Annotated in this window: 9 protein-coding genes; 8 read left to right on the top strand and 1 reads right to left on the bottom strand. The window is 69.9% G+C overall.

Features of this window, described 5'->3' with window-relative positions; translation table 11 throughout:
- The 4 genes from FJV41_RS52410 to FJV41_RS21695 form a co-directional block, all read left to right on the top strand.
- The coding region (locus FJV41_RS52410; RefSeq protein ID WP_181790824.1) for a hypothetical protein at positions 1–5,111 on the top strand (5,111 nt) is incomplete at its 5' end.
- On the top strand, positions 5,108–5,836 hold the full coding sequence (locus FJV41_RS21700) for a hypothetical protein (protein WP_141644436.1): 729 nt from the start codon (positions 5,108–5,110) through the stop codon (positions 5,834–5,836). The genes FJV41_RS52410 and FJV41_RS21700, both read left to right, overlap by 4 nt.
- Positions 5,837–5,922: 86 nt before the next feature.
- Complete coding sequence (locus FJV41_RS52405; RefSeq protein ID WP_174454253.1) at positions 5,923–6,084, top strand: hypothetical protein; 162 nt, start codon at positions 5,923–5,925, stop codon at positions 6,082–6,084.
- 36 nt (positions 6,085–6,120) lie between these two features.
- On the top strand, positions 6,121–6,858 hold the full coding sequence (locus FJV41_RS21695) for a hypothetical protein (protein WP_141644435.1): 738 nt from the start codon (positions 6,121–6,123) through the stop codon (positions 6,856–6,858).
- A gap of 18 nt (positions 6,859–6,876) precedes the next feature.
- Here FJV41_RS21695 and FJV41_RS21690 read toward each other — a convergent pair whose 3' ends face one another.
- Positions 6,877–7,431 carry a dioxygenase family protein gene (locus FJV41_RS21690; RefSeq protein ID WP_181790822.1) on the bottom strand — a complete coding sequence of 185 codons (555 nt, stop codon included), beginning with the start codon at positions 7,429–7,431 and terminating at the stop codon, positions 6,877–6,879.
- Positions 7,432–8,284: 853 nt separating this feature from the next.
- Here FJV41_RS21690 and FJV41_RS21685 point away from each other — a divergent pair.
- From FJV41_RS21685 to FJV41_RS21670, 4 genes are read left to right on the top strand one after another with little or no spacing between them, the layout of a single operon-like run.
- Positions 8,285–9,037, top strand: a complete 753-nt coding sequence (locus FJV41_RS21685) for a hypothetical protein (protein WP_141644433.1) — start codon at positions 8,285–8,287, stop codon at positions 9,035–9,037.
- A 45-nt stretch (positions 9,038–9,082) separates the two neighbouring features.
- Positions 9,083–10,309, top strand: a complete 1,227-nt coding sequence (locus FJV41_RS21680; protein ID WP_141644432.1) for an ROK family transcriptional regulator — start codon at positions 9,083–9,085, stop codon at positions 10,307–10,309.
- On the top strand, positions 10,306–11,151 hold the full coding sequence (locus FJV41_RS21675; RefSeq protein ID WP_141644431.1) for a glycoside hydrolase family 16 protein: 846 nt from the start codon (positions 10,306–10,308) through the stop codon (positions 11,149–11,151). The genes FJV41_RS21680 and FJV41_RS21675 overlap by 4 nt, the downstream gene beginning before the upstream one ends.
- Entirely contained in the window at positions 11,148–12,803 is a 1,656-nt protein-coding gene (locus FJV41_RS21670) for an ABC transporter substrate-binding protein (protein WP_141644430.1), read from the top strand. Before FJV41_RS21675 ends, FJV41_RS21670 begins: the two co-directional genes overlap by 4 nt.

The raw sequence follows: 12,803 nt of genomic DNA, 5'->3' as shown, positions 1-12,803 counted from the left end.
ATGGAGAGCCGCCCCACAAGCAGAGGACCCCCGCGAGTGGCACCTTCCCGCCCCCGTTGGAGGACGAGCCGAACCTGACGGACGACAGCGACTCCGAGACCGAGGCCGTCGTCCCAGGAGAGTGGCGCCCCTCCACCCGACTGAAGGGGCCCAAGGCCCTGGACGGTGGACAGAAGCGCGTTCACGGGAACTGGGATCCGCCTTCGGGCTCGGAAAGCGACGACAGCGACGACGACAGTGATGACGACAGTGGGGACGACTCCCAGTCCCCCATCATCCACGACAAGAAACGCACTCGGTACAGGTACGCGCGGACAGGAGAGCCCGAGTACCCGTTCTTCCCTCCGCGGGCGTCGTCCTCGATGGACGTCGACCTGGTGGTCCTCCCCTGCGACCCCCCTTCACCGCCCCCCTTCGTCCCTGAGATGGAGGAGGACGAGGGCCCCGAGGAGACGGAGGGCTGGTTCTATGCCACCGCCAGCAAGTACGAACCCGATGACACAGGGGAGCGCGCCCTGGTGTGGTTGGACCTCGTCGAGGAGGAGTGGTTCGACGAGCGCGCGGAGCTGGAGCGACAGGATTTCCATCGCCAGAACCGGTGGACGCCCCTCTGGGAGCTGGAGTTCCAGGCGGACGGCTACCGCCATGAGGCGGGAGTCCCCACCGTCACCGTCGTCGTGGGGAACAGCAAGTTCCACATCCAGGAAGGCATCTGGTTCCGGGTCAGGGTTTCGTCCACCCGTCCCACCATGGACGTCGACAACGGCCCCCTGGAGGTGTCGTGCTACCGGCAGTTCCCCTCGCTGAAGTTCGGGCCCGAGCAGACCTGGTGGGTGCTGGAGCTGGAGGCGATTGGGGACCAGGGCAAGGAGCTGGCGCGCATCTATTCCATCCGCCCCGAGGACAGCACGGGCCAGCAGAGCACCAGCCTCAACCAGCACGTGTCCTATGTCGGCGTGTTCGACATCGGTCAGGGCAACTGCAACGCCCTCTTCGACGCGAATGGCCACCCGTTCGCCTACTTCGACTTCGGCCTGGGGGACGACAAGTCCCACAAGTACACGCGCCCGACGAACTACCAGCCCTGCATGGCCGGCAACCCCGTGGTCATCCTGTCGCACTTCGACACGGACCACCGGCAGCTCGCGGTGGAGAAGCCGCAGGCCATGCACCTGCCCTGGCTGGTCATCGAGAACAAGCCCGTCACCAGTGACAGGAACTTCTTCAACGCGCTGACCCACGTCCGCGTCATCTCCAACAACCAGCTCTGCTTCGAGGAATACCCCTGGGGCTTCGTGCTGCGCGCGGACTGGCCGGGCCACCACAACAGGGAGATCGACAAGAACGAGATTGGCCTCGCGGCGCTGGTGCGCGTGCAGGACGACAGCAACGCGCCGCCCATCGGCCAGCGCCGGGCGCTCGACGCGGGCGGCACGCGGCCAGAGCTGTTCCCGGAAGAGCGCTACGTCCTGCTCACTGGCGATGCGATGTTCCAGCACATCGCCTCGTGTCGCGCGGGAGACCTGGACGGCAAGGTGGTCGGCATCCTCGCGGCCCACCATGGCGCCAAGGACGGCCTGGAGGAGAAGTACATCCCGCTCGCCGCGCCGCCGCTGCACGGCCTGCCGCCCACGGTGGTGTACTCCTACGGCATCTTCTTCACGGGGAGCCTCAAGAACAAGGTCGGCAAGCACGGCTACGCGAAGAACGGCGGCGCGGGACACCCCTTCCCCGAAGCCGTCGACATGTACCGCGTGCGCGGCTACCACTACGTCCAGAAGACGGCGGAGGACATCGACGTCACCCTCATCAACACGAACACGAACGTCCTCGTGGTCCACCCCCGCCATGGAAAGGAACACAACGACAACGTCACCCTGAGCGGGGCCGCGCATGCGGTCTACAACGCGGGGCCGCACCCCATCCACAAGCTGGACGAGGACCACTACACCTTCCCGGTGCCTCGCGACGGCACGCCGAGGGTCGAAGCGGGCATCCTGTCCACCTGCGCCGTGCGCGTCTTCGACGCGGGTCCGAACACCTGGTGCTTCATTCGCAAGCCCGGGCACGGCCTCTCGGATGGAGACATCGTGGCCATCGCCGGGACGTCCAACGACAACCCGGCCATCGCCATCCACCGGTGTGACAAGAACTACGTCGCGGCGCCGCTCTCCGTCCTGGCCAGCCAGTTGGACGCGGATGGCACCCTGGATGGAGCGCCAGCCGCCGTCTACCACCTGCCCGCCAACCACTGCCTCGTCCGCCACGAGCGGCACGGCCTGGACGCCCACGGCGCGCCCCAGGTCAACCTGAACGGCGTGGGCCTGAACCCTGTCACCGTGCTGGACGAGGACCACTACATCTGGCCCCTGTCCACCAACGCCACGGCGACGCCCACCGTGAACAAGGTCGCCACCGCGGGCGTCACCGTGACGCTCATCGCGGTGCCCACCGGCGACGCGCTGGTCGTGGACCCGGGCCCCGCGCGCACACCCGGCATCCAGGTCCGCCTGCGCAAGTACGACGGTGGCGGCTTCCCCGCGGCGCTGACGCAGATGCCGCTGCAGCCCGTCCCTGGCGTCGCCGGCTACTACACCGTCGATCAATGCCATCACAAGAATGACTCCTCCCCCATGCGCATGGAGCTCAACGGCGTGGTGGGCCAGCGTCGCCACTGCCTGCTGGGCTGGAGGGGACCCGGGACGCCGCCCGTAGGGCTCGCCGCGACGAACATCCAGGCGGCCACCACGGCGTATGAGCAGGCCGCCGCGCGTGTCTCCCACTGCTACGCCCAGGCCCAGGCGGCGACGCTCGTCGGGGGCGCGGCGGAGGCCGCGAGCAAGGTGACCGGCAACTCCGCGGCCGACGTGGCGGACGAGGCCGAGACGGAAATGACGGGCGCGGCCTTCGTGAACCTCCATCCCACGGCGGCGACCAAGATGGCCCTCCGCGACGCGATTCTCGCGGCGCGCGGCGAGCCCAATCGCAGCGCGGCCTCTCGCCTCATCAACGGCATCGTGCAGCGGCTGCGGCAGCCCGCCATCCTGGCCAGCCAGGAAGCGGAGCGACAGGCCCGCGCGTCCGTGCAGGTGGTCCACACGAACGGAGGCCCGCTGCCGCTCCAACTCGTGCATTGCCAGAAGCCGCCCGCGTCCCAACATCCCGTGGCCGCGAAGCCCGTCCCGGAGCCCGTGCTCGGCGTGGGGCCACGCGCCACGGGGACCTCCATGCCCCCGGGCGGCGGCGCTCCCGTCGTCGAGGCCACCGAGTTGCTCACCTTCCCCGCGGGCGAATGCCTGGTGCACCACCCGGCCCATGGGCTCGTGGGGACGAAGCAGGTGAGGCTGCGTGGCACGGGCGTGGCACTCCTGGATGGCGCGCGCAACGCCACCGTCGTCGACGCCCATCACTACCGGCTGGATGCCAGCGCGGGAGCGAACCACGTGCACACGCTGCCGAGCGTGGGCGTGCGCGTGACGCTGATGGACTTCCCCGAGGGCCAGTGCCTGCTTCACCACCCCGGCCAGGGCGCCACGCTGGGCTGCGTCCACGTCGACGGCTCCTCGGCCGGCGCGTGGGATGGCGACCACGAGGTGACGGAAATCATCGACGCGGACCACTACAAGCTGCGCTTCACCAGCGCGGTGGCCAACGGCGAGGCCGCCCAGGTGGACGGCACGGCGGTGACGCTGGACGATGACGGCACCGACACCATCGTCACCCACCTGGCCCATGGACGCGGGCTGGGTCCGGTGGTCGTCACGGAGAGCACGGACCCATCACTCGACGGGCCTCAGCGGGTCGTCGAGATTGTCGACGCGAACACCTACCGCACGGACAAGACGAGCCCGGTGAACGTGCATGCGACGGCGAAGCTGGGCGGGGTGGATGTCGTCCTGGACGCGGACCTCACGGGAAGTGTCGTCACCCACGCGAACCATGGACGAGGGCTGCGAATGGTGAAGCTCCAGGGCGCCAGCGTGCCCGCCTACGACGGCGCCCACCCTGTCGCCCGGAACCTGGACGCGGACTGGTCCCTCCTGGACGTGTCCCAGGGTGCGGCGGCGGAAGTCACCGGGCAGGTCGCCGGCAACAACGTCACGCTGCTGGACAAGGCCCCCACCGAAAGCCTCCTGCGCCAGACGCAAGCCGACGGCTTCTGGGGCACGGCCCAGGTGGAGTTGGTGGGCTCCACCGGCCACTTCCACGACGGCGAGCGCACGCTCGCGAACGTGGGCGGCACCCCCTCGCTGCGCACGCTTCCGCGCAACGAGAAGGTCTATCGCAAGGATGAGGTGGACCTCTTCGTCCCGGTGACGGTGGTGGACCACATGGGCAACCAGGCGGTGGCGCGTCACCCCAACCATGGCCTCAAGGGCGCGCCCATCGTCACCATCAACGGCGCCGCGGTCATCGCGCTGAACGCGGCGCATGCCGCCACCGTGGTGGACTCCAACCACTATGCCCTGCCCCTGGGCGCTCCCGCCGCCGCGGTCCAGAACATCACCTCGCAGGTGACGCGAACCCCGCTGGCCATCGCCGGACCGGCGGCTCCCGCCCAGGGAACCCCCAGGCATGGCGTCACCCTCAGCGTGATGGGAATCGCGGCGCTGAACGGGCACCACCAGACCGCTCAGGTCATCGATGAGACGAGCTACGAGTTGGCCATCACCACCGGCGCCGTCCACCTCGGCGTCGCCGGAATGGCGGACACCGGCATGGGGGCGGGCCCCGTGGCCATCACCCTGGATGATGACGGCACCTCCTGCACGGTGACCCACGCGGTGAGCCACGACCTGGGCGCGGGCACGGTCACCATCACCGACGGCAACCACGTCGGAGGCACGTATGCCTATAATGGCCTGTATGCCGTTGCGGGCGTCACCGACGACGACTCCTACGACATCACCCTCCCGGTGTCGGGGGTGGTGAGGACCGTCAAGCTGAAGGCCAATGGGCGCACCGCCTACCTCACGGACGACGGCGCGGGGGTGGGCACCCTGGAGCACTCGAATCCCCACGAGCGCGTCATCCACCTGGCCCCCGCGAACGCCGCGCCGGTCTCATGCCTTCCCGCCGCCTGCGACTTCACCAATCTCACCCAGGCATGAGCACCCACGCGGACAACGAAGGCCGACGGCTGCTCTCCGGCGAGCCGTTATGTGAAGAGGGCAGCTACCTCCAGGCGACGCTCGGCGGGTGGTTCCGCCTGAGTGAGTCCGGCGCCCCCGTGCTGCTCACCGTGGAGCACCTGTTGACGCCGGACCCCATCAGGGCCGCGTCCGCGTGCCTCGCGGTAGGAGGCCCGCCGCCGCGCCTGCGCTGGCAGGGGGAAGACGCCATCGTGAACCGCCGTCCCGAGGGGCGCTGGCTGTGCCACGCCACGTCGGGCGAGCGCGTCGCCAGGGTGCTGGCCTCGGGAGTCCGACCCGAGACGGGACACCAGGGTCCGCTCGACGCCTGCATCGCCGCGCCCGTGGCCCCGTCGCTCGGCTCGGACGAGTACCCGCCGCTGCCCTGGGTGCCCCGCGTCGCGGAGCCTCGCGAGGGCAGCACCGTGCTCAAGTTCACCCGGCGGGGCGGACTGCGTCACGGCCGCATCCTCTGCGTGAGCGAGTCTGGAGACGAGGTGCTCGTCACCTCCACCAGTGAGCAGCCCTTCGCGGTGGAAGGCGACTCGGGCGCGCTCCTCATCGACGTGGAGGCCCGTGCCGCCATCGGGCTGCACGTGGGTGAGGTCTACATGCGCTACGTAAAGGAGCGTCAGTGGGCCGTGTTGTGGCGGGCCCGTCCACTGCCGCTCCTGATGAAGGCCTTTCACCTGCGGCCCTACTGAACAGCCCTCACACGCGCACCGGGGACTCCGTCGCGAAGGACACACGGGCTTCAAGGTGCCTGCGCCGTCCTGCCCCACCCACGTCCGTGGCCCGAGGGTCGCGGTGGGGTGGCAGGGACAGCCTGCTCGGCGAGAACTTCCGCAGCGCCCAGCCGTACAATGGCGGCCACGCGCCCATGCCCGTGTTCTCCCACGAGTTCCTCGTCACGCTCACCGCCCTGTTCGACCCTGGCCTGAGCGAGCTGTAGCCACGCCAGGTCTTCCCTCTGGAGTCTCGCCCGACCATGAGCACGCACGGCCACGGCAAAGGCCCCCGGCTCATCGCCGGAGAGCCGCTGAGTGAGGAGGGCAGCCCCTACGAGACCTCCCTCGGAGGCTGGTTCCGCCTGCGTGAATCCGGCGACCCCGTGCTGCTCACCGTGGAGCACCGGCTGGGACCACCCGTCCTCCCACCGGCGCCCAGCGGCCTCACGATGGGAGGAGGACTGGTGCCACAACCTCCACCGTATTCGCGGGGAGAGGACGGCATCGTGGACCGCCGTCACGAGGGGCGCTGGCTCCGCCACGTCACCACCCAGACCCGGGTCGCCCAGGTGGTGGCCACGGAAGCCAGACAGTGGAGCCCCTCGGGCCTGCTCGACGCCTGCATCGCCGCGCCCGTGGACCCGGCGGAGCGTGGCACGGGCGAGTACCCACCCGTGTCCTGGGTGCCCCGGGTGGCGGCGCCCCGCGTGGGCAGCACCGTGATGAAGTACACCTCCCGGGGAGGCTTGCATCGCGGCCGCATCATCTCCGTGGGCGAGGACGGACAAGAAGTGCTCGTCACGGCCACGGATGACCGGCACTTCTCGGTGTCGGGTGAGCCGGGCGCGCTCCTCATCGACCTGGAGGCCCGCGCCGCCGTCGCGCTGTACCTGGGCGATGTCTACATGCGAGGCGTGAACGAACGACAGTGGGCCGTGCTGTGGAGCGCGCGCCCCCTGCCGCTCCTCATGGAGTCCTTCCGCCTGGCGCCGTTCTGAGCACCCCGCGCACGCGCCTCAGGGGTGACGCTCCAGGACGATGTCCCGGCGCGCGAGCCACACGCCAGAGGCCGTGCGCGACAGCTTCACGATGCCACTTCCACCGCGAAGCTCCTGCTTCTCGCGGTAGCGCGGCGTCACGCCAAACTCGCCGTCGAACACGACGTCATCGACGTGGTACGCGGGCCGCCCCGGCTCGCCAATGAACAGGTGTACGTGCGCCGGCAGGGTGTCGTTCGGATAGGGCGCGGGCTTGATGGTTTCGAACGCATAGACGCCGTCCCCACCCGTCCTCGCCCACCCGCGCAACCGACCATGGCGACGGCTCCACTCGGACTCCCGCGTACCGTTCGCATAGAGCCCCGCCGCGTTGGTGTGATGCGCGTAGATGACGACACCCGCGACGGGCTCGCGTGACTGCGCGCTCAACACCCATCCCGTCAGCGTCATCCGTTCTCCGGGCTCCTCGGCGCTCGCCAGCCGAACGGTGGGAATCAGCCGCTCCGGCACCCGCTCCGCGACGGCTTCACATCCCTCGCAGGTGTAGAGCTGGGCCCTGACGCGGGGCGCCACGGGGACGGCTTCCGCTGGGACCGCGCAGGTGCAAGCCACCACACTCACGGCGCAGGACCCCAGCCCCAGCACGACGGAACGCCGACTCAGCTCTCGCATGAAGCCTCACAACAGGCGGCGCACCTCCGGATTCCAATCCCCTCGGACGTCCCGCGCGGACCTGGCTCTGTTCAACCCGGTGCATCGACACGACCAGCCTGGTGACGCGGGCCGGCGCGCTCCTGGCCCTCTCCATGACGCGCCCGCCAGCCGAGGGCGCGGAGCCCTTCCTTCTCGCGCTGGATGAAACTGTTCAAGGCGGCGGGCCCACGCTATGGTGGCGGCCGCTGTCGTCATTCCACTCGGAGCCGGACGTGAGCCTCACCCCGTCCAGCGCCCCACCTGGGTGACCCGGCACCTCCCACCCTGAACTTTGTTCGCCGTCCGAACAAAGTTTCGAGCGCCCCTCCAGGCGGCACTCTCGCCGCGCGTGGCCCCACTCGGCGGGCTCGAGGCGCCGCTCGTGCCCTCTTATCCCTTTCACGTCACCGTCGCCGCGACGCGTCAGGCAATGGGACGGGCCGCGCGCGGCGCCGTGTCTGGGTTTGGCGTCAAGGCCCTGTCACGCGGCGGCTTGCAATCCAACCAACGTCGCTGGTACTTTCTTCGTCACTCGAACGAATGAATCACGGGTTCGTGACGGAGTGACGGTGGGCCCCGGGGGTGTGGGCGGATGGGCACGGCGTGATTCACCTCACTCTCCTCTGAAGCAGAGCGCCTTTCTTGACGCATCGCACCACGCGAGCGTCGGTTCCTTGCGTCGTCTGGTTTCTTCGCAGTGCGAACGAAGTTTTCCAGCAGGGAGGGGAAGCCCATGCAACACAAGCGTTTCGCCTGGACGTGTGCCGCGGCGGGGTTGCTCGCCGCGATGAGCCTGCTCGGTGCGTGTGACCCGGAGGAGGACGACAAGACGCCCGACCCCCAGACTGACGCGGGGACGAAGCCCGACTCGGGCACTCCGGACTCAGGACAGCCGGACGCGGGGCCCGTGGACTCGGGGGTGCCGGACGCGGGTCCGCCAGACTCCGGGCCTCCCGACGCGGGCGAGCCGGACGCGGGGCCTCCTGACGCGGGCCCCACCACGGTGCTTCCCCTGACGGTGGACGGAACGTGGGCGCCCAGCGGCTACATGGGCGACGGCGCATCGGGCGGCATCGTCTCCGCGCCCGAGTGCGCCGCGACGCGGCCGGGCACGGGCAAGGGCGACTGCCACAAGTTCACCTATACGGCGGGCGGCGGCAACTGGGGCGGCGTGTGGTGGCAGTACCCCGAGAGCAACTGGGGTGACCTGCCCGGCTTCGAGGTCCCCGAGGGCGCGTCCGTCCTGTCCTTCTATGCGTGGGGAGCCACGGGAGGCGAGGTCGTCAAGTTCCTGGTGGGTCTGAGTACCACGGCCGACGGCTTCAGCCTCGATACCGGAGACCAGACGCTCACTGCGGAGCCAAAGGAGTACACAATCGACGTCAGCCGCGTCCGATACCGGAAGGTGGTGGGTGGTTTCGGCTGGGTAGCGGGGGGCAAGCCGACCCCGGTCGTCTTCTACGTCGACGACATCCAGTGGAGATGACACCCACCGCGCCTTCCGCGCGGCGGAATGGAGCGTAAGGGGACGATGAAAGTGGGAACGGCGGCACTGACGGTCGACGCGGCGGGCATGCGGGCGCAGAACAGCAGCCTGCTGCTCAACATGATCTGGCGCGAGCGCCAGATTTCCCGGGCGGAGATTGCCCGGAGGACGGAGCTGAGCCCGTCCACCGTGTCGGCCATCGTCGCGGACCTGGAGCACTCGGGGCTGGTGCGCAGCATCGGCGCCGGCGTCTCCCGAGGCGGCCGTCGCCCCACCCTCATCGGCTTCCGGGATGACGCCTTCAGCATCCTCGGCGTGGAGATGGGCGCCACCCACGTCTCCGTGGTGCTCACGGACCTGCGGGGCCGGGTGCGCACCCACCGCAGCGCCGCACAGCAGGTTCGCAACGACCCGGAGGGCACACTGAAGACGGTGCGGACATTGGTGCAGGAGTGCCTGGACGCCGAGCGCGTTCCCCGGCGCTCCGTCGTGGGTCTGGGCGTGGCCGCGCCCAGCCCGGTGCACCCGTCCGCGCCCGGGAAGATGTCCCCGCTCATCCTGCCGGCGTGGCGCGGCTACGACGTGCGGGAGGCCTTGAGCACCACGTTCGACCTGCCGGTGTTCGTGGACAACGACGCGAACCTCGGCGCGCTGTCGGAGTGCTACTGGGGCGCGGGCACCAGCGGCGAGGACCTGACGTACATCAAGCTGGCCACGGGCATCGGCTCCGGCCACATCATCCATGGCGACGTGTACCGCGGCGCCGGAGGCACGGCCGGAGAGATTGGCCACATCGCCGTCGACTCCGCGGGGCCCCCGTGCCTGTGCGGGCTGCGCGGCTGCCTCGTCACCCTCATCGGCTCCGGGGCGCTGGTAGAGCGCGCGCGGGAGCTGATGGGCACCAAGGGCCGCAAGGCTCCGACGATTCGCGAGATTGTCGAAGGCGCGCGCGCGGGCGACCCGGCGGCGCGGCAAATCATCGATGGGCTGGGCCAGTACCTGGGCGTCGCCGTCGCGGGCCTGCTCAACCTGCTCAACCCCGCCATCGTCGTGCTCGGCGGGGAAATCTCCTCCGTGGGCGACCTCTTGTTGGACCCGTTGCGGGCGTCGGTGCGCAAGCGCGCGCTGTCCACGTCCATGGCGGAGACGCGCATCGTCACGTCCGCGCTGGGCGACAAGTCCATCGCGGTGGGCGCGGCCACACTCGTGCTCCAGGCGGCCCTCCGGGACCGCACGTTATTTCCCCTCCAACACGTCGGAAAAACCGCATGACGCCCAGCCGACTCCTCCCGTGGTTCGCGCTCCTGGGATGCATGGCCTGTGACCCGGCCCGCTCAGGACGCACCGACCCGCCCCCCACCACCGTCCAGCCCTCGCATCAGGATTGGAAGCTGGTGTGGCAGGACGAGTTCGACGGACCGGCGGGCACGCCTCCTTCCACTGAACGGTGGAGCGCGGACGTCGGAGGAGACGGCTGGGGCAACGGCCAGTACGAGCACAACACCGCGCGGCCGGAGAACGCGTCGCTGGACGGCGAGGGCCGCCTGGTCATCACCGCGCGGCGCGAGCGCTACCAGGGCAACGACTACACCTCCGCGCGCTACACCACGCGCGGCAAGTTCGAGCGGACCTACGGGCGCTTCGAGGCGCGCATCCAGCTGCCCACGGGCAAGGGCATCTGGCCCGCCTTCTGGATGCTGGGCGCGAACTTCAACCAGGTGGGTTGGCCCACGTGCGGCGAAATCGACATCATGGAGCACCGGGGCCAACTGCCCGCCATCGTCCGGGGCTCGCTGCACGGGCCGGGGTATTCGGGCGGGGAGAACGTGGGCCAGGAGCACGTCGTCGCGGGCGGCAGGCTCTACGAGGACTTCCACGTCTTCGCGGTGGAGTGGGACCCCGACCGCATCCGCTGGTTCGTGGATGACATCGCCTTCATGGAGGTGACACCCAGGGACCTGCCGGGCAACGCCCGCTGGGTGTTCGACCATCCGCACTTCCTCATCCTCAACGTCGCGGTGGGAGGCGGCTTCGTGGGCCCTGTGGACGGCACCACGCAGTTCCCCCAGCAGATGCGGGTGGACTATGTGCGCGCCTACTCGAGGGTGGAATGAGGCCCGCGGGCCTCGTCACCTCCGCCCTCCTCCTGCTTCTGTGCGCGGCGTGCTCGAACGAGCCCCGTCCGCGTCCGCCGGGGACCCTGTTCGTCTCCGTGGAGCAGCAGAGCGCGTGGGTGCGCAACTTCAACCCGCTCTTCCCGGGCGCGGGCTCTCGCTGGCCCACGCGCGCGGGCGTCTACGAGTGCCTGGAGCTCTACACACCGTCCAAGGGTGACTACCAGCCGTGGCTGGCCACGGGGCACGCGTGGTCCGAGGACCGCCGCACCCTGCGCTTCACGCTGCGCGAGGGCGTGCGCTGGTCCGACGGCAAGCCCTTCACCGCCGAGGACGTGGCCTACACCTTCCAGTTGCTGCGCAAGCACGCGGCCCTGGACGCGGGCGGCGTGTGGCGCTTCCTGGCGGACGTGCGCGCCGAGGGGCCGCTCACGGTGGCCTTCCAGTTCTCGCGCACGTTCATCCCCGGCTTCGGGGACCTGGCCGCGCAGCCCATCATCCCGCGCCACATCTGGGAGCAGGTGGCGGACCCGGTGACGTTCACGAATCCCAACCCCGTGGCCACCGGTCCGTTCACGCAGGTGAGTGTCTTCCGCAATCAGGTGTACGAACTGAGCCGCAACCCGTACTACTGGCAGCCCGGCAAGCCCGCCGTCAGGGCGCTGCGCTTCCTGGCCTTCCCCACCAATGACCAGGCGAACCTGGCGCTGGTGGAGGGCGAGGTGGACTGGGCGGGCAACTTCGTCCCCGCGGTGGACCGCACCTTCGTCGCCAGGGACCCGAAGCACCACGCGCGCTGGTTCCCGCTCTTCGGCAGCACCGTCTTCCTCTACCCCAACACCACCCAGCCTCCGCTGAACGACGTGCGCGTGCGCAAGGCGCTGAGCATGGCGTTGGACCGGGAGCGGCTGGTCGAAATCGCCATGTATGGCTACACGCGGCCGGCGGACGCCACGGGCCTCAACGACGCGTACACGGGCTGGCGGGACGCGGACGTCGCGGACGACGCGTGGGTGCGCCACGACGCGAAGGAGGCCGCGCGGCTCCTGGACGAGGCGGGGCTCACGCGGGGGCCCGACGGGCTGCGCCGCCAGGCGGACGGCAGCCCGCTGACGCTGGACATCGAAGTGGTGGGCGGCTGGTCGGACTGGGTGCGCGCCGGGCAGGTCGTCGCGCGGGACTTGCGCAAGCTCGGCCTCCAGGCGCAGCTGCGCACGTACGAGTTCAGCGCGTGGCAGGCGCGACTCCAGAAAGGGGAGTTCCAGCTGGCCATCTCCTGGTCGCTGGACGGCCCCACGCCGTACACCTTCTACAAGTGGATGCTGTCGTCCGCGACGGTGCGTCCGGTGGGCGAGGTGGCTCCCGCCAACTGGCAGCGCTACGGCGACAAGGAGACGGACGCGCTGCTGGAGCGCTTCGAGGTCACCGACTCGCGCGAGGAGCAGCAGGCGCTGATGGCGCAGGTGCAGCGGCGCTTCTCCGAGACGGCGCCGGCGATTCCGTTGTTCCCGAACCCGTCCTGGGGCGAGTCCAACTCCAAGCGCTTCACGGGCTTTCCCACCGAGGCGAACCCCTACGCCCGGCTTTCGCCCCACGCCGAGCCCGACAGCCTGCTGGTGCTGACGGCGCTCGCCCCGAGGGAGGCGCCCTGA

This window comes from Myxococcus llanfairpwllgwyngyllgogerychwyrndrobwllllantysiliogogogochensis (assembly GCF_006636215.1).
Classification (GTDB): Bacteria; Myxococcota; Myxococcia; order Myxococcales; family Myxococcaceae; genus Myxococcus; species Myxococcus llanfairpwllgwyngyllgogerychwyrndrobwllllantysiliogogogochensis.
The sequence above is the reverse complement of the archived record's forward strand: the minus strand, read 5'-3'. Positions and strand labels throughout refer to the sequence as shown.